We start from the raw sequence: 17,534 nt of genomic DNA on the forward strand, positions 1-17,534 counted from the left end.
GCGGCCCCAGCCTCAGGCCCAGGCGACCATCCGGGTAGTCCTCGGCTGCAGCATGGCCCGAATCCCCAAATGGCAGGTCATCCGGCCGTTGCTACCCATACAACCGGCATGACTGGACGGGTGGGGCGGCCGGCCGGAGGACTACCGCCACCGCGTGCTGCTGGGATTCCGGAAATTGCCCACCTACGTGGCGTCGAGTCCCCGTCGCACAGTCCCTGTCCGCAGGATTCCGGGTCGAGGCCCGTGTGGTGCGGTCAGGGCTTTGTGGGTCGATTCAGCAGTTCAAGGGCGCCTTCGACGCGATGATGCCGTCCTACCGCGTCGTGCGTGGCGCAGGCGGCCAGGTCGGGGCGCTCGTAGGGCTGCCGGCAGACATGGCAGTCGTAGGTGACCGCCCCACCACTCGAACGCCGCCCGGTCGTCCATGGGCGCATCACGCCAGTCCCGCCTGCCTCGCGCGAACCACAGGAAGTCGAAGTACGTGCGCAGGTCCCGGACATGGGCGGCCTGGGTGTTCCACGGCGAACGCCAGCCACACCGAGAAATACCGGTTCAGCGCCACGTCGTACACGCCCGCCGGACTGATCAGGAACGGCTGCCCCTCGGGCACCCCCAGATCATCCAACCCCTCACCGAGATCGGCGAACAGGGAGCTGAACTCCCGTGCTCGCCAACCGGTGATCGACATGACGCTGGACGATAGTCCGTGGACAGCTCAACAGCGCATAACAGAAGTGGGACGGTTACCGCGCCCTGGCCGGCCGGTGGGCCGACGGCCGTGTCGCCCTACGGAGCCGCAACGGCAGCGATCTAGTGCTGTGACCGCGTAGGTTCGCCGGGTTGGATCAGGCTGCGGTTGTGAGGGGGCGTCCGCCCCATCGGGTGCCTTTCTCGCTGCGGATGCGGGCGCGTTCCTTGCGTTCGGCGGCCAGGACGTCGCAGTGGCGGGCATTGGCGTTGCGCCAGCGGAGGTAGGAGTGCAGGGCCCTGGTCTGGACGGTGTGGTTGGGGTGGTGGGAGTTGGCGATGGTGAACTGCCGCAGTGGTCCGAAGTGCGCCTCGATCGGGTTCGCCCAGGAGGCGTAGGTCGGGGTGAAGCACAGCTCGACCTTGTGCTTCTTTGCCCAGCGGCGGATGTCGGCGCCCTTGTGGGCGGACAGGTTGTCCAGGATCACGTAGATCGGTGCGCCGTCGGGCCGGGCGGCGCGGATCGATTTCAGCGCGGCCAGCGTGTTCCCGGAACCCTTCTTGCGGCGGTTCACGCCCCACAGACGGTCGTCGCCCACCGAGTAGCAGCCATGGAAGTACCGGACGCCGTGGGTGCGATGGTAGGTGGCCGGCAGCCGGTCGGGCCGGGTCTGTTCGGCCCAGCAGCTGCCGCCGATGGGCCGGATCCCGAGTGGGCCGAACTCATCGAAGGCGAATACCCGGTCCGGGAAGCGGTCCAGGACGTGCTCGATACGGTCCAGCTTCGTCTCCCGTTCGGGGTCCGGGGACTCCTTCCAGGTCTTGGTGCGCTGGAAGGTGACGCCGCGGCGGGCGAGCAGGCACCGTAACGCCTCACGGCCGATGCGAATCACCCGGCCGTGGACTTTGCGCAGGTAGGCGACGAGCTTGCGCAGTGACCAGCGAGTAAAAGGCTGGCCGAGCTTGACCGGGCAGGTGGTGGCTGTCTGGACGACGAAGTCCTCTTCGTCAGACTTGAGTTGGCGGGGACGGCCTCCCGCCCACCGAGGGTCCAGGCAGGCCAGGCCCTTCTCGTTGAACGCGTGGATCACATCCCGGACGGTGTCCTCGTCGGCCTGCACCAGCTGTGCGATCACCGGCACCCGTTTTCCTCCAGCGGAGGCCAGCAGCATCATCGCCCGCCGGTAGCGCACCGAACTCGTGCTGCCCCGGTGCACGATCTGCTGCAGCTTCTGCCCCTCGTGGTCGGTCAGTCTGCGCACACGGACGGGCTCGGCCACCGCGCCTCCAGCGGTCGGATCGGATGTCACCCCACATGCAACCGCCACGACCGCCGACCCGGCGAACCTATGCGGTCACAGCGCTAGCTCGCGAACGGCACCTGTGCCGCGGGGGCCGCCGGCTTCGCGAACGGGTGCTGCCACAGTCCCTGTGCGGCCAGCCTCGGCAGGACGCCCTCGCCGAACCAGTACGCCTCCTCCAGGTGCGGATATCCGGAGAGTACGAACTCGTCGATGCCGAGGCGGTGGTACTCGGCGATGCGCTCGGCGACCTCCTCGTGGCTGCCGACCAGGGCGGTGCCCGCGCCCCCGCGCACCAGGCCGATGCCCGCCCACAGATTGGGGTGGATCTCCAGCCCGGTGGGGGTCCCCCCTGCTCGAGCGGAGTCGAGAGCTTGGGGGAGGCCGCCGCCGTGCAGGGCGAGCATGCGCTGCTGTCCCTCCGACTCGCTGCGGGCGAGCCCGGCCTGCACCGACTTGACCGTCTCCGGGTCGAAGCCGTCGAGGAGCCGGTGCGCCTCGGCCCAGGCCTGCTCGGAGGTGTCGCGGGTGATGACGTGCAGCCGGATGCCGAAGCGGAGCGTACGGCCCTGTTCCGCGGCCAGCCCGCGAACCCAGGCGATCTTCTCGGCGACCTGCGCGGGTGGCTCGCCCCAGGTGAGGTAGACGTCGACGTACCGGGCGGCGACCTCGCCCGCCACGGGTGAGGAACCACCGAAGTAGACCTCGGGGACCGGGTCGGGGACGCGCGCCAGCCTGGCGTCCTCGACCTGGAGGTGCTCACCGGCCAGGTCGACGGTCTTGCCCTCCCACAACTCCCGGACGATTTGCAGGAATTCGCCGGTACGACGGTAGCGGGCGTCCTTGTCGAGGAAGTCGCCGTAGGCGCGCTGTTCGTGGCTCTCGCCGCCCGTGACCACGTTGAGCAGGAGCCGTCCGCCGGTCTGGCGCTGGAAGGTGGACGCCATCTGCGCGGCCAGCGTGGGCGAGACGAAGCCGGGGCGGAAGGCGACCAGGAACTTCAGGCGCTCGGTCTGCTGCGAGACCATCGCGGTGGTCAGCCAGGCGTCCTCGCACCAGGCACCGGTGGGCGTGAGCGCGCCGACGAAGCCCAGGTCCTCGGCGGCGCGGGCGATCTGGCTCAGATACGCCACCGTGGGCGGCCGGTCCCGGCCGGAGGCGGTGGCCGGGGTGCCGTGGCCGCCGCCGACGACATGGCGGCTGTCGCCGTTGGTGGGGAGGAACCAGTGAAAGGTGAGGGACACGTCGGGTCTCCGATCGGGAAGGTCCGCCAGGGCCGCGCCTGATCAGCCTGGCCGGCCCTAGAGCAGGCCGTGGCGGGGCGGCTTGGTGCCGTTGAGTACGTGGCGGCCGATGTGCTGGATCTTCCAGCGGGCCGGGTCGTGCAGGGTGTGGGTGCGCGCGTCGCGCCAATGCCGGTGCAGATTGAGGGAGTTGAGGGCCGAGCGGGTGCCGGACACCTCGAAGAGGGCGCCCGCCACCTCGACGGCGGTGCTCGCGGTGTGCACCTTGGCGGCGGCCACCGCGAGGGAGGCCTCGGCCGCCGAGTCGTCGGTGAGATCGGCACGGGCCGCGTCGACGGCACGGGCGGCGGCCACGAGAAGCGCGTCCGACGCCCTTACCTGGATGGCGAGTTCGCCGAATCGCTGGATCAGCAGCGGGTCCTCGGCGGCGGTCTCGGCACCGCTCTCGAACCAGGGGCGGCTTTTCGTCCGTACGAACTCGGCGGCCTCGGCCAGCGCGCCCGCGGCGATTCCGGCGTCGATGGCGGCGTGCAGCAACTGAGCAACAGCCCCGTGCAGTTGGGGTCCCTGGAAGGTGAGGTGGTGCGGGAGGACGCGGTCGGCGGGGACGGACACGGCCTCCAGGCGGACCGTGCCGCTGGCCGTCGTGCGCTGCCCCATGCCGTCCCAGTCGTCGACGACCGTCACGCCGTCGGCGTCCCGGGGGACGTACGCGACGTGCAGGTCGTCGTTCTCCGCTCGGGCCAGCACCGGGATCCAGTCGGCGAACAGAGCGCCGGTGGAGTAGTGCTTGACCCCGGTCAGAAGGTACGAGCCGTCGGGCCGCGGTGCCAGCCGGGTGCGGATGTCCTGGACGTGCCGGGTGCCCGCCTCGGACTGGGCGTTGCCGAAGCGCCGCCCGGCGAGCACCTCGGCGAAGAAGAACTTCCGCTGTTCCTCGATCCCCTGGCGGCGGATCACATTGACGTAGACGAAGTGGTTCTGCGGGATCTGGGCGAGGCTGGCGTCGGCCGAGGCGAGCAGCCGGAAGATCTCGGCGAGGGTCTCCTGGCGTACGTCGGCGCCGCCGTGCTCGGCGGGCACGGTGACCGCGAGCAGCCCCGAGGCGGACAGCCGGTCCAACTCGGCGCGTGGCAGGCGGCGTTCGGCGTCCCGGCCGGACGCCCCGGCACGGAACTCGTCGGCGAGCGCGGCGGCGACGGACAGGGCTTCGGCGTCGTCGGCGATGACATGGGCGGGCATGACGGTCAGCCCGCCGCGGCCAGCAGGGGCGTGCGGCCCAGGGCCGCCGAGAACTGGTCGACCACCTGGGTGAGGGCCTCGGCGGCGGCCGGTGCGACGGTGAGGGAGCCGTCCTCGCCCGCCGTGATGTCCTTGTCGAGGGTGAACCAGCCCTGCACTATGTGCGCCGCGCCCATGGAGTTGAGCACGGGGCGCAGCGCGTAGTCGATCGCCAGGACATGGGCGGTGGTGCCGCCGGTGGCCAGCGGCAGCACGGTCTTGCCGGTGAGGGCGTACTGCGGGAGCAGGTCGAGCAGCGCCTTGAGGACCCCGGAGTAGGCGGCCTTGTAGACGGGGGTGCCGATGACCACACCGTCGACGCGTGCGAACAGTTCGGTGGCCTCGACGATGGCGGGGTGGCGGAAGTCGGCGCCGAGCAGGGCTTCCGCGGGGATGGTGCGGACGTCGAGCGGGATCACCTCATGGCCCTGCGCGACCAGCCGGGTGTCCAGGTGGCGCAGCAGACGGTTGGTGCGGGAGGAGACGGAGGGGCTGCCGGAGACGGACAGGACGGTGGCCATGGGTCCTCTTTCGGAACGAGGCGTTCGGGGCAAGGGCGGACGACGGGCAGGGGGCGACGGGCGCGGAGCGAGGGGCGCGGAGCGAGGGGCAGGGGGTTGGTGCCTGGGGTGAGGGGGTGCCGGGGGTGAGGGGGCCTGCGTGCGGCAGGCGCCCCGAGCGGTCGGTCAGGCGTGAACGGGGACGGACTCCGCCTCGCTTTCCGGCAGTTGGGCCTCCAGCTCGCGTACGAGGGGCAGCACGCGGCGGCCGAAGTACTCGACCTCCTCGTGGTAGTGCAGGAAGCCGAGGAGGAGGAGGTCGACGCCGAGGCGCTTGTAGGCGACGATCCGCTCGGCGATCTGCTCGGGGGTGCCGATCAGCCCCGTGCGGAAGCCGTCGTTGTACTGGACGAGGTCCTCGAAGCTGGAGTCCTGCCACATGCCCTTGCCGTCGCCGGTGGACTGCCCCGCCTGCTTCACGGCGGCGCCGAAACCCTCGACGGCATCGGTGTCGGCCTGGGCGACGATCTCGCGGAGGGTCTCGCGGGCCTCGGTCTCGGTGTCGCGGGCGATGAGGAAGCCGTTGAGGCCGAACTTCGGTGCCGTGCGGCCGGCCTGGGCCGCCGAGTTGCGTACGTCCGCGATCTGTTCGACGACCCCGTCGAAGTCCTTGCCGTTGGAGAAGTACCAGTCGGAGACCCGGCCGGCCATCGCCCGCGCGGCCGTGGAGTTGCCGCCCTGGAAGATCTCCGGGTGCGGCCGCTCGGGGGTGTTGAGGGGCTTGGGCTTCAGGGAGAAGTCGCGCAACCGGTAGAAGTCGCCGGCGAGTTCGGTGTGGTCCTCGGTCCAGATCTGGCGCAGGGCGCGAATGAACTCCTCGGAGCGGCGGTAGCGTTCGTCGTGCTCCAGCCAGGGCTCGCCGAGCGCGGTGAACTCGCCCTTGAACCAGCCGCTGACCACGTTGACCGCGAAGCGGCCGTTGGAGAGGTGGTCGGCGGTGGCGCCGAGCTTGGCCAGCACGCCCGGGTGCCACAGGCCCGGGTGGACGGCGGCGATGACCTTGAGGCGCTGGGTGGCGAGCAGCAGGGCGAGGCTGAAGCTGGTCGACTCGTGCTGGAACTCGGCGCCGTAACTGGCCATGTAGCGGACCTGGCTGAGGGCGTAGTCGAAGCCGTTGTTCTCGGCGAGGACGGCGAGTTCGCGGTTGTAGTCGTAGCCCCAGTCGGTGCGCTGCTCGATCCTGCTGGTGACGAGGCCGCCGCTGACGTTGGGGACCCAGTAGGCGAAGCGGACGGGTTCTGCGGGCATGGGAACTCCCGTTGGTGCGAATGCGGGAATGGTGACGGAGCGCCCGGCGGGTCGGCGTGAATTCACCGAAGCGGGCAGCGTCAGGGATTCGGCCCGGGCCATTCGGCGGGGCCGGAAAAAGAGCCGCGGTGGGTACGGGAAAGGAATACGAGTCGTATGCGGGCCGCATGTCAGCCGTAGGCCGAGCGCATTCCAGCCGTAGGCCGGCCATCCGCAGCCGTGCGCCGGCCGGAAGAATTCACCGGGCGGACGGGCGGTGCGAAGGGGACCCTACCGTCGGGATCGTCAGGCTTCGCGACAACAGAAGGCGCTGGAGACACGCGCGAGGTCGACGTGGCGTCGCCGCGTGAGGTCCGTTCGCTTCTTCATGTCGTCGATCGTGACAGCCACTCCTCGGGGCAGTCAAGGAATACCCGACCGGTCTCGCATCCCGGACCATGGAATTTCACGAAGGCGTGACAGGTAAACCCTTGAACGGCGCGCGGCGGCGGCCGCATTCTGCTGCGATGCGGACAGAGCAGCTCGAATACATAGCGGCGGTCACCCGGCTGGGTTCGCTGCGCCGCGCGGCCGAGGAACTCCACCTCTCCCAGCCCGCGTTGAGTGAGACCGTACGGAATCTCGAGCGCGAGCTGGGTGTCGACCTCCTGGAGCGCAAGCGCTCCGGTGCCCGGATGAGCGCGGAGGGCCGCGAGCTGCTGCCGCACATCATCAATGTGCTGGACGCGGTGGACCGGCTGCGCGGCGCCGCGGGCGAGCAGCACCGCATCAGCCGCATGGTGCGCCTGGGCACGGTGAACGCGGCGACCGTGCCGCTGCTCATCCCGGTGGTCCGGGAGTTCCGCGCGGCGCATCCGCTGACCCAGGTGGAGGTGGTCGGCGCCCAGCAGTCGGAGATCCACCGGTCGTTGCTGGAGGGCGGTTTCGACCTCGGTCTGGTGAACCATCTCGACGGGGACGACGTGGCCGCCGACTTCGAGACCACCGAACTGCTGCGCGGACGGCCGGTGGTGTGCGTACGACCGGACAGTCCCCTGGCGTCCCGGACCACGGTGTCGGTGTCCGACCTGCTCGCCGAGCCGCTGATCGCCATGCGCTCCGGTTATGTGATGCACCGGTTCGTCCACCGGCTCCTGGAGGGACACTCCCCGTCGTTCTCGTACTCCACCGACGGCGCCGAGATGGGCAAGCTGATGGTCGCCGAGGGGCTGGGCGCCACGGTGCTGCCCGACTTCAGCGTGATCGACGATCCTCTGGAGCGCCGGGGTGCGATCACCTACCGCCCGCTCGCGGACGACTCGACTCAGGTGCTGCTGATGCTCCAGCGGCGCAGGGCGGAGTCGGTGCCGCAAGCGGCCCAGGGTCTGTACGAGACGTTCGTGGGCAGGGCCGAGGCGCTCGGCGGGACACTGACCGGCCGCCCCTGACGGCGGGAACGCGGCCACGCGCGGGATACGGTGCGCCGGGCCGCACGCGACCCGACGCGCCGACCGAACGCGATGCGGCGCGCTGCGCCGGTGTCCCTCTCCTGGGCCCGGGGCGGTGCCCGCCCCCTGGGCCCGGGACGGCAACCGACGCGTAGGCCCGGGACGGCGACCCGCCCGTAGGCCCAGGACGGCAACCCGCCCGTAGGCCCGGGGCGGTCCCCGGCCGTCGCCCGCGGGGTCGGCCCGGCCGGTTTCCGCATGCCGGTGGAGCGGAGGAGATCGTCCTGGGGGCCGAGCCCTGACCCGTGCGGTGCCGGCCCGGGGAATGGCCGGCACCGCACGGGTCAGTCGTCGTCGCGTCCGGGAACCACCACGAGGAACGCGTCCGACTTGAGATCCATCACGACCGTCGCGGGCTCACCCTCGGCGCGGCGTCGCGCCGCGTACTCCTCCGCCGGCCACGATCCGCGCGGAGCACCCGCAGGAAACCGCTCCAACACCTTCGCGCCCATAGCGGCAGCACCTCCAGCGATAGACCATCGGTTCACATCGAGACCCTTGTAGGTCCCGCTTGCCCGCGATCCGCCGGCACATGTCCCCAAACCGCAGAAGCCCCCTGTCGGCGCATCCACCCCGGGGCATCCCGTGGAAGGGATGAGGAGAAGGGCACATGACGCTGCGCGAGGGAGCCGAGAACACATGAGCAGTGACGACACCCGGCCGGGGCTGCGCTGCCTGGTGACCGGCGCCACGGGATACATCGGGGGGCGGCTCGTCCCGGAACTTCTCGCAGAGGGCCACCAGGTGCGTTGTCTGGCCCGCTCGCCCAGAAAGCTGCGCGACCATCCCTGGGCGGGCGACGTGGACGTGATGCGAGGCGATGTCACCCACCCCGAGTCGGTCGGCGAAGCGATGCGCGGCATCGACGTCGCGTACTACCTGGTCCACGCGCTCGGCACGGGCAGTGACTTCGAGGAGACCGACCGGAAGTCCGCACGTGTCTTCGGGGAGCAGGCCAAGGCAGCGGGCGTCCAGCGCATCGTCTATCTCGGCGGCCTCACCCCGGCAGGCGTACCGGAGAAGGAGCTGTCCCCGCATCTGCGGTCCCGGGCCGAGGTCGGCCACATCCTGCTGGACTCGGACGTACCGACCACGGTGCTGCGGGCCGCGGTCATCATCGGCTCCGGCTCGGCCTCCTTCGAGATGCTGCGCTACCTCACCGAACGCCTGCCGGTGATGGTCACCCCTAGCTGGGTGCGCACCCGGATCCAGCCCATCGGCGTACGGGACGTACTGCGCGCCCTCGTGGGCAGTGCCCGGATGCCGGCCGACGTCAATCGCGCCTTCGACCTCGGCGGACCCGAGGTGCTGACGTACCTGGACATGATGCGCAGGTACGCGGCGATCGCGGGGCTTCCGCGTCGGCTGATCGTGCCCGTGCCCGTGCTCACTCCCCGGCTCTCCAGTCACTGGATCGGGCTGGTCACACCGGTGCCGCGGTCGATCGCGCGCCCGCTCACCGAGTCGCTGCGCCATGAGGTCGTCTGCCACGAGCACGACATCGCCCGCTACGTGCCGGACCCGCCGGGGCGGCCGATCGGCTTCGACGACTCGGTCCGGCTGGCCCTGCAACGCGTACGGGACGCCCAGGTGACGACCCGGTGGTCGTCGGCGTCGGTGCCGGGCGCGCCCAGCGACCCGCTGCCCACCGACCCCGACTGGGCGGGCGGCAGCCTCTACACCGACCGGCGTGAGCTGGCCGTCGACGCCTCGCCCGAGGCCCTGTGGCGGGTCGTCGAGGGCATCGGCGGGGACAACGGCTGGTACTCCTTCCCGCTGGCCTGGGCCGTACGCGGCTGGCTCGACCGGCTGGTGGGCGGGGTCGGACTGCGTCGCGGCCGCCGTGACGCCGCCCGGCTGCGGGTCGGCGACTCGCTGGACTTCTGGCGGGTCGAGGAGATCGAGCCGGGCCGTCTGCTGCGGCTGCGCGCCGAGATGCGGCTGCCCGGTCTGGCCTGGCTGGAGATGTACGCCGAGCCGGGCGCCGACGGCGGCAGCCGCTATCGCCAGCGTGCCCTCTTCCATCCGCACGGGCTGCTGGGTCACGCCTACTGGTGGAGCGTGTCGCCGTTTCACGCCGTGGTGTTCGGCGGCATGGCACGCAACATCGCGCGCGCCGCGGCCAAGGACGCGACCGACCGGGCGGGAGCGCACGAGCCCGCGGGGTGACACCGATTCCGGGAGGCGGCGGAGGTGTCCGCGTCCGCCCGGCGAAGCGGACACGCGTCCGCGCGGATTTCCGCGCGGACGCGGACACGGCGGCGTGCCCGGCAGAGCCGCACAGGCGCGGCACGGCGGCCCCTCCCGGCCGGCTGCCGCCCTGTGCCTGTCGCCCTACGCCGCTGGATCCCGACCGGCTGCCGCCCTACGCCGACGGATCCCGCCACGGCGCCGCACGGCGGCATCGCGCGCCGTCCGCAGGCCCCCACCTGCATCCGCCGGGGCCTCCGCCCCGGAAACACCTGGTGCCGTACCCCCCGTACCCCCCGTACTCCCCGTCCCCCCCGGGTCCCCCCCGTCCCCCAGTACCTCCTCCCCCGAACCCGGAGCAGCGCCATGAACGTCTCGGTCGTCCTGTTCACCTCCGACCTGCGTCTGCACGACCATCCGCCGCTGCGGGCGGCCCTGGACGGCGCGCGTCAGGTGGTGCCCCTGTTCGTGCGCGACCGGGCCGTCGACGGGGCCGGGTTCGCCGCCCCCAACCGGCTGGCGTTCCTCGCCGACTGTCTGCGAGACCTCGACGCCGGGCTGCGCGAGCGCGGCGGGCGACTGGTGCTCCGCTCCGGCGACGTGGTCGACCAGGTGTGCAAGGTGGCGGCCGAGGCGGACGCCGACGAGGTGCATCTGGCGGCCGGGGTCAGCGCGTACGCCCACCGGCGCGAGCAGCGGCTGCGGTCGGCCCTGGAGGCGGACGGGCGTCGACTGCACGTCCACGAGACGGTGATCACCGCGGTGGCGCCGGGTGCCGTCACCCCGTCCTCCTCGGACCACTTCGCCGTCTTCACCCCGTACTTCCGGCACTGGGAGCGGGAGCATCTGCGCGACGCGCTCGGCGCGCCGCGCGGCGTGCGGGTGCCGGAGAGCGTGGGCTCGGAACGGCTTCCCACCCGCACGGAACTGTCCGGACTGTCGCAGGGGCTGGCGGCGGGCGGCGAGGAGGAGGGCAGGAAGCGGCTCATGGCCTGGCTGCGCGGCGGCATCACGGCGTACGAGGACCGCCATGACGACCTGGCCGGCGACGCCACTTCCCACCTCTCCCCCCACCTGCACTTCGGCACGCTGTCCCCCGTCGAACTCGTCCACCGGGCGCGGCGGACGGGCGGCCCCGGCGCCGAGGCCTTCGTACGGCAGCTCGCGTGGCGCGACTTCCACTACCAGGTGCTGGCCGCACGGCCCGACGCGGCCACCGCGGACTACCGCGGCCGCGGCGACCGATGGCGGTCCGAGGCCGCGGCGCGGGAGGAGGTCGAGGCGTGGCGGACGGGCCGCACCGGCTACCCGGTGATCGACGCGGCGATGCGCCAACTGCGGCACGAGGGCTGGATGCACAATCGTGGCCGTCTGCTGACCGCGAGCTTCCTCACCAAGACGCTGTACGTGGACTGGCGGGTCGGCGCCCGCCACTTCCTTGAGCTGCTGGTGGACGGCGATGTCGCCAACAACCAGCTCAACTGGCAGTGGATGGCCGGAACCGGCACCGACACCCGGCCCAACCGTGTCCTCAATCCGGTCACCCAGGCCAAGCGGTACGACCCGGACGGCGCGTACGTCCGGCGCTGGGTGCCGGAACTCGAAGGACTCCGGGGAGCGGCCGTGCACGAGCCCTGGAAGCTCAAGGGACTCGACCGCGCCGCGTACGACTACCCCGACCCGATCGTCGAACTCGCCGACGGTCTGGCCCGCTTCCGGCACGCCCGCGGACGCGACTGACGCCCCCTTTCCCCCCGCTCGTGACCGTCTTCCGTCGGCGGGCCACCGCCCGCCGGCCGTCACCGGCCGTCGAGGTCGTGCAGCACCTCGCGGGCGGCGCGGGCGCCCGAGGCCAGCGCTCCCTGGACCGAGCCGGTGGCACGGTGATCTCCGCACACATACCGGCCCGGTGCCACTCGTGAGGTGCGGCTCAGGGACTGCGGGGGCGTCATGACGGGCAGGGCGTCCGGAATCGTACGCGCCGTCAGCAGGTCCCAGCGGCCGGTGTCGATGCCGTACGCCTCGGCCAGTGCGTCGCGTACGAGGGGTTCGCGGCCTTCGGCGTCCTCGCCGAGAACCGAGGTGGCGACGAGGGCGGTGCCCTTCGGCGCGTAACCGGGGACGACCTCGCTGAGCACACAGGTGTTGAGGAAGCGGCGCCCGGCATCCGTGAGGAGGGTCGGTTCGCCGAGCGGGGGCCGCGCGGCCGCGTGGTAGTACGTGGTGACGACACGGTAGGCGGGCACGTCCAGGCCGGGCAGCAGGGACGCGGCGGGGCCGGGTCCTGTTGCCACCACCACGGCATGTGCCGGGAGTACGGTGCCGTCGGTGAGTGCGACACCGTCGTCGGTGAGCGTGCCGACGGGCGTCCCGAGGCGCACGGTCCCGGACGGCAGGCGGTCGGCGAGCGCGCGGGGCACGGCACCGATCCCTTCGGTGGGCAGGCAGAGAGTGCCACGCAGCATGCTGCGCCAGACCAGATGGAAGAACCGGCTGGAGGTCTCCAGTCGGTCTTCCAGGAAGACTCCCGACAGGAACGGCCGGAAGAAGCGCTCGACGAACTCCTCGGAGAACCCGGCGCCCGCCAGCGCGGACCGCGTGGTGTGGTCAGCGCCGCGCTTCAACGACCGTACGGGGGCCAGCATGTCGCGAGCCGTCAGGATGCCGAGGGCCGCGAGGTCGCGGGGGCCCGCGAGCCGCCCCGGCAGCAGATCGGAGAACGTGTGCGGGCTGCGGGACGGGTCGCCGAAGCGCAGCGCCCCGCGGTTCGTGTGCACCAGCACCCCCGCGGTGAAGGGCCGCAGCCGCAGGTCCCGCAGGGTCAGGCGCCGCCGTACCTGGGGGTAGGACGTGTTGAAGACCTGGAAGCCGCGGTCGATGACGAACCCGTCGTGACGATCGGAGCGCATCCGCCCGCCGACTCCGTCGCAGGCCTCCAGCACCCGTACGGTGTGGCCCGCCTCCGACAGGTCCCGGGCACAGGCGAGTCCCGCCAGGCCCGCCCCGATCACCAGGACGTCCGGGGCATCACGGATGACGGACATGGTGATCACCTTTCATGTATCCGGCCGCTCATGTATCCGGCCGCCCAGTGGCTTGCGCGGACGGCGGGAGCGGGACGCCGTGGCACACGCCCCTGCACCCCTTTCCGGGCCGCCCGGCCCCGCGGATGCACCCGCGGCGACATCCGCGCCACGGACGGCGTACGCGGAGGGTGTACGCGGAGGGCCTGCGCGAGACGGCATACGCGGATGGCGTCAGGCCCGCAGGCGTCAGGCCCGCGGGCCGGGAGCGGACGGCGTACACGCGCGTGTCATCGGGCGTGCGGGCCGAGGGCGGACGCCGTACGCGGACCGCGTCAGCCCCGCGGCCCGGAAGCCGCGCCTTCGTACGTGGCGGCGAGCGCGTCGAGCGCCTCTCGCAGACCCGGCGGTCTGAGCATGCCCTGCGCCGAACGCCCCGCCCACCCCTGGCCGCCCAGCATCACCAGCGGGTGCCTGCGCGCACCCTTCACGCCCCACTGCGTCGCGGCGACGTGCCTGGCCAGCGGGAGGCTCGCCGTGGAGCGCGCCTGCGCCCACAGCACCACGGCCGCCGGACCCAGCCGCCGTACCGCCGCGGTCAGCGCCTCCACCGGTACGGCCGCGCCGAACATACGGGTGGGCAGACCGAGTTCGATCAGTCCGGCGTTGAGCGCCTCCAGCGGCAGCGTGTGCTGTTCGCCGGGGACGCACGCGAGGACCACGGGACCGGCGGCGTCCCGGTCGCCGGGGCGGACGGGCGCAAGGACCCGGCGGAGCGCGGTGGAGATGTGCCAGGACAGCAGGTGCTCGACCTCGACATAGCGGTCACCGGACGACTCCCACTTGCGTCCGACGGCGTGCAGCGTCGGCACCATCACCTCCGCCCAGGCGACGGTGAGGCCGTGCCGCTCCACGGACGAGGTCAGCTGGTCCTCGACGGCCGGGGCGTCGAGCCGCACGGCGGCCCGGGCCAGTCCGCGGCACTCCTGACGCACGTCGCCGAGGGGCAGCGTGCCGCCCGCGTGCGAGCGTACGCGGACGGCGGGCGCCCCGGCCGCCTCCGGCTGAGCGGGGGTGGGCGACGACGAGCCGCCGCCTTCCTTGGCCACGCGCGCCGCCTCGGCGGGCGGTACTCCGGCCGAGGTCAGCCGGCACATCGTCTCCAGCATCGCCACGTCCTGGGGCGACCAGCGGCGGTGGCGTCCGTCGGCACGGATCTGGGGCCCCACGCCGTATCTGCGGTCCCAGGAACGCAGCGTCGTTGGTGACACCCCGAGCCGGCGTGCCAGGGCTCCGGTCGTCAGCCCGGTGTCGTCGACGGCCGCGGTACCGGGCCGGAGCCCGCCCGGCCGGCCTTCCGCGCGCGTGGACTCGCTCATGAGCCGACTATACGACGCACAAACGATGCGAGTTGATGGCCTCGCTGCCCACCTCGGACGATGGTCACACCGGGGCGAACCGCCGGAAACGCCCCGGTGACCGGCACCCCGGGCCGCGAGAGCGGTCCGGCCGCCCCGCGTACGACCGGGTCGGGTTCCGACCCACACGAGGAGCCTCCGTCATGACCGCACAGCCGACCACCGCACACGCGCGAGCAACGGACGTGCCCCTGTGGGTGCCGGTGGAGGAGTCGCTCGCGGACGAGGAACTGGCCCGGGGCCTGATGAACGGCGACGAGGCCTGCCTGACCGCCGCCTACCACCGGTGGTCGGCACTGGTACACACGCTGGCCCGGCGCACCCTGGGCGACGTCAGGGAGGCCGAGGACGTCACCCAGCAGGTGTTCCTCGGCGTGTGGCGCGGCCGTGCGGCCTACCGACCGGAGCGCGGTGCCCTCGGCGGCTGGATCGTCGGCATCACCAGACGGAAGATCGCCGACGCCCTGGCCGCGCGGACCCGCCGCCGCGACCTGGTCACCTCGGCCGGTTCGGTCATGTTGCTCGCCGACGGCGCGGGCGAACTGCCGGAGGCGGCCCTGGACCGGGTGCTGGTCCGGCACGAGCTGGCTAAGCTGCCCGCGCCCCAGCAACAGGTGCTCCGGCTGGCCTTCTTCGAGGACCTGACCCAGACGCAGATCGCCCGGCGCACCGGCTGGCCGCTGGGAACGGTCAAGAGTCATGCCCGGCGCGGACTGCGCCAGCTGCGCCGCTGTCTGCAACAGGAGGCGACCGCCTGAGCAGCCGCCGACGAACCCCCACGCGAGGCCCGAACCATCATTCGATGCACAAACGCTGCAATTCGCGCGCGGCCCCGCGTCCGTCGGAGCGGGCCACGCGTCGGGCCGGTCACCGTTTCCTCTCCGCCGCCGCCTCACGCACCGGGCTGTGGCTCCTGACGATCGCGGTGGCAGTGGCGGTGGCGGTGGCGGTCGGCTTCGTCCGGCGTCGGCGCCTGCCTCGACGTCCGGTGCCGAGCGGGTGCATCCGATCGCCCCACCTTCCTGGAAGCAGGGGTCGTAACGCCGTACGGCTCGCCCGGCGGCCGACGACCGGGGCCCGGTCCCCCTCTTTGATCACCCCTCCCGGGGTTGTCGGCAATCCCGGGAGGGGCCTTGGTCGGCCTCCCCGCGATCCCAGGTGCGCAGCCGCGGCAGAACCGGCGGGGTGCCGATGGCCGATCCGGGTACGGTCTCAGCGGGTCGGGGCTGAGCCGGCCCGGTCTTCCCGGTGTACGAGCCGGGTGACCCGTACGGGCACATGAGCGAAGGGCAGCCGTGGAACGGCATACGTCGGTACCCGCCAGGAGACTGTCATGGCTGCGCCGTCTGCCGGCCCTGGCAACGGGAACCGGCCGCGCGACAGGCCCCGTCCTTCCTTCGGGTGCGCCCGCGGCACCGCACGGCGTCACGGACGTACCAAAGGCCCGTGTGCACGGGTCCTGGCGGGTCCGGCGGGCGGCGTTGCGCCGGACCCCGGTGTCGATGTGGCGGGACGACGTGTCCGACTGGGCGGCGGCATTGACGTACTACGCGATCCTCGCCCTGTTGCCGGCCATGCTGATGGCCGTCTCCCTGATCGGACTGGTCAGTCCCCGCGTCACCGACGACCTGATCGCGCATGTCACCGCCTGGGCGCCCGCGGAGTCGGGAAACACCCTGCACGGCTCGCTGCGCCACCTCGCCGGTGAACGGTCGGCCGCGCTGACCGTGGCCATCGGGGGTGGCGTCAGTGCGCTGTGGTCGGCGTCCAGCTACCTGGCCGTGTTCCGGCGCGCGCTGCACGCCCAGCACGGCATCGAGGACACCCGGCCCGCGCTGCGCACGGCGCCCCGCATTCTGCTGACGGCCGTGACCCTGCTGGCGCTGCTGTTCGTCAGCGCCCTGCTGCTCGTGCTCAGCGGTTCGCTGCTGGAGGCGCTGGGGCGGCGGGCCGGGCTGGGCGGCGCCGGTGCCGCCGCGTGGACGCTGCTGCGGTGGCCGGCGCTGCTGGCACTGGTGGCGCTTTTGGTGCTGGTCCTGTTCCGCACGGGTCCGCGGGAGGTCCGCGAGCTGCGGCACGCCCTGCCCGGGGGCATGCTCGCCGCGCTGCTGTGGCTGACCGCGTCGGCGGGCTTCACCGCGTACGCCTCCGGTCTGGGCGCCTACAGCAAGCTGTACGGATCGCTCGCCGGCGTGATCGTCTTCCTGGTCTGGCTCTGGGTGTCCAATCTGGCCCTGCTGGCCGGCGCCCAGTTCACGGCCGAGCTGACCCGAGCGGAACGTGCCGCGCAAGCTCCCAGGGATCGTGGGCGCTGAAGACCTCCACCTCGTCGCCGTGCCGGCGCACCAACTCCCGCAGGCGGGCGTGGTTGCCGAGGCGCAGGGGCCGGTCCACCTCGGTGATCTGCTGAAGGATGTCCATGCCGGGGTGCCCCCGTGGGTCGTCGGGGTCGATCTCGCGGTGGAAGTAGTAGGCGTCGCCGCAGTGCAGCAGCCAGCGCCCGGTGTCCCGGACGGCGATCGCGCTGTGGCCTCGGGTGTGACCGCCGAGGGGCACGAGCAGGATCTCCGCGTCCAGCCCGTCCAGCGGCCGGACCGCGTCGAAGCCGAACCAGGGGTCGCCCTGGGCTTCCGGATACGTCACCCAGTGCGGGCGGTGCGCCCACTGGGCGGGGCGGTAGCGGACGCGGTCCTCGGGGTGGGCGCCGGGCGCCGCCATCGCGGCGCGGTGTTCGGCCTCGGTCAGGTGGACCTTGGCCCAGGGGAAGTCGGACAGACCTCCCGCGTGGTCGAGGTCGAGGTGGCTGAGCACGATGTGCCGTACGCCCTCCGGCCGGAAGCCCAGCCCGGTCACCTGGTGCAGCGCGGTCTCCGCCAGGTCCAGCACGGGCTGGGCCCGGCCGAGGAAGTCCGCGCCGAGATTCTGTTCGGGGCGCGCCACGTCGGCCGTGCCGATGCCGCTCTCGACGAGGACGAGGCCGTCACGGTCGGTCTCGACGAGCAGGCAGTGACACACGGCGGGCAGGCTCCCCGCGTCGGTGTCGATGGTTCGCATGGAGCCGCAGTTCAGATGGTGGATCCGCACGGTTGTTTCCC

Annotated in this window: 15 protein-coding genes; 5 read left to right on the forward strand and 10 right to left on the reverse strand. The window is 72.2% G+C overall.

The features are described from left to right. Positions 1–433: 433 nt before the first annotated feature. The 6 genes from GTY58_RS06430 to sfnG all read right to left on the reverse strand — a co-directional run bounded on the left by GTY58_RS06430 (position 434) and on the right by sfnG (position 6,321). Entirely contained in the window at positions 434–688 is a 255-nt protein-coding gene (locus tag GTY58_RS06430) for a hypothetical protein (protein ID WP_010982641.1), read from the reverse strand. A 157-nt stretch (positions 689–845) separates the two neighbouring features. After that, positions 846–1,967: an IS630 family transposase gene (locus tag GTY58_RS06435; RefSeq protein WP_169788639.1), complete on the reverse strand. Its 1,122-nt coding sequence runs from the start codon at positions 1,965–1,967 to the stop codon at positions 846–848. 83 nt (positions 1,968–2,050) lie between these two features. Then, complete coding sequence (locus GTY58_RS06440; protein ID WP_010982643.1) at positions 2,051–3,232, reverse strand: LLM class flavin-dependent oxidoreductase; 1,182 nt, start codon at positions 3,230–3,232, stop codon at positions 2,051–2,053. A gap of 57 nt (positions 3,233–3,289) precedes the next feature. Beyond that, entirely contained in the window at positions 3,290–4,474 is a 1,185-nt protein-coding gene (locus tag GTY58_RS06445; RefSeq protein ID WP_010982644.1) for an SfnB family sulfur acquisition oxidoreductase, read from the reverse strand. Positions 4,475–4,479: 5 nt separating this feature from the next. Continuing rightward, positions 4,480–5,034 (reverse strand): NADPH-dependent FMN reductase, encoded by a 555-nt coding sequence (gene ssuE / locus GTY58_RS06450; protein ID WP_010982645.1) that lies wholly within the window; start codon positions 5,032–5,034, stop codon positions 4,480–4,482. Positions 5,035–5,199: 165 nt separating this feature from the next. Continuing rightward, complete coding sequence (gene sfnG / locus GTY58_RS06455; protein ID WP_010982646.1) at positions 5,200–6,321, reverse strand: dimethylsulfone monooxygenase SfnG; 1,122 nt, start codon at positions 6,319–6,321, stop codon at positions 5,200–5,202. Between the two features lie 506 nt (positions 6,322–6,827). Between sfnG and GTY58_RS06465 the strand changes: the two genes are divergently transcribed. Beyond that, positions 6,828–7,748: a LysR family transcriptional regulator gene (locus GTY58_RS06465; RefSeq protein WP_010982647.1), complete on the forward strand. Its 921-nt coding sequence runs from the start codon at positions 6,828–6,830 to the stop codon at positions 7,746–7,748. A gap of 344 nt (positions 7,749–8,092) precedes the next feature. Here the strand turns inward: GTY58_RS06465 and GTY58_RS06470 are convergent, their stop codons facing one another. Further along, positions 8,093–8,260, reverse strand: coding sequence for a hypothetical protein (locus GTY58_RS06470; protein ID WP_171033254.1), 168 nt, complete (start codon positions 8,258–8,260; stop codon positions 8,093–8,095). A gap of 187 nt (positions 8,261–8,447) precedes the next feature. Between GTY58_RS06470 and GTY58_RS06475 the strand changes: the two genes are divergently transcribed. Together GTY58_RS06475 and GTY58_RS06480 are read left to right on the forward strand one after the other, a co-directional pair. Then, positions 8,448–9,977, forward strand: coding sequence for an SDR family oxidoreductase (locus GTY58_RS06475; RefSeq protein WP_037646098.1), 1,530 nt, complete (start codon positions 8,448–8,450; stop codon positions 9,975–9,977). 387 nt (positions 9,978–10,364) lie between these two features. Further along, positions 10,365–11,738: a deoxyribodipyrimidine photo-lyase gene (locus tag GTY58_RS06480; RefSeq protein WP_010982650.1), complete on the forward strand. Its 1,374-nt coding sequence runs from the start codon at positions 10,365–10,367 to the stop codon at positions 11,736–11,738. A 59-nt stretch (positions 11,739–11,797) separates the two neighbouring features. On the opposite strand, the gene GTY58_RS06485 is transcribed toward GTY58_RS06480, so the two are convergent. After that, positions 11,798–13,042 carry an NAD(P)/FAD-dependent oxidoreductase gene (locus GTY58_RS06485; protein ID WP_037646304.1) on the reverse strand — a complete coding sequence of 415 codons (1,245 nt, stop codon included), beginning with the start codon at positions 13,040–13,042 and terminating at the stop codon, positions 11,798–11,800. Positions 13,043–13,356: 314 nt separating this feature from the next. Beyond that, positions 13,357–14,400, reverse strand: coding sequence for a MerR family transcriptional regulator (locus tag GTY58_RS06490; RefSeq protein ID WP_010982652.1), 1,044 nt, complete (start codon positions 14,398–14,400; stop codon positions 13,357–13,359). Positions 14,401–14,582: 182 nt separating this feature from the next. Between GTY58_RS06490 and GTY58_RS06495 the strand changes: the two genes are divergently transcribed. After that, positions 14,583–15,197, forward strand: coding sequence for a sigma-70 family RNA polymerase sigma factor (locus GTY58_RS06495; protein ID WP_010982653.1), 615 nt, complete (start codon positions 14,583–14,585; stop codon positions 15,195–15,197). A 744-nt stretch (positions 15,198–15,941) separates the two neighbouring features. After that, the gene (locus GTY58_RS06500) at positions 15,942–16,754 is read left to right on the forward strand and encodes a YihY/virulence factor BrkB family protein (protein ID WP_107083077.1); all 813 of its coding nucleotides are present in this window, start codon (positions 15,942–15,944) and stop codon (positions 16,752–16,754) included. Here the strand turns inward: GTY58_RS06500 and GTY58_RS06505 are convergent. Next, positions 16,693–17,493, reverse strand: coding sequence for an MBL fold metallo-hydrolase (locus tag GTY58_RS06505; RefSeq protein ID WP_202497305.1), 801 nt, complete (start codon positions 17,491–17,493; stop codon positions 16,693–16,695). The two genes, GTY58_RS06500 and GTY58_RS06505, sit on opposite strands and share 62 nt — an antisense overlap. Positions 17,494–17,534: the final 41 nt, after the last annotated feature.

This window comes from Streptomyces sp. SID5469 (genome assembly GCF_009862865.1).
GTDB lineage: Bacteria > Actinomycetota > Actinomycetes > Streptomycetales > Streptomycetaceae > Streptomyces > Streptomyces avermitilis.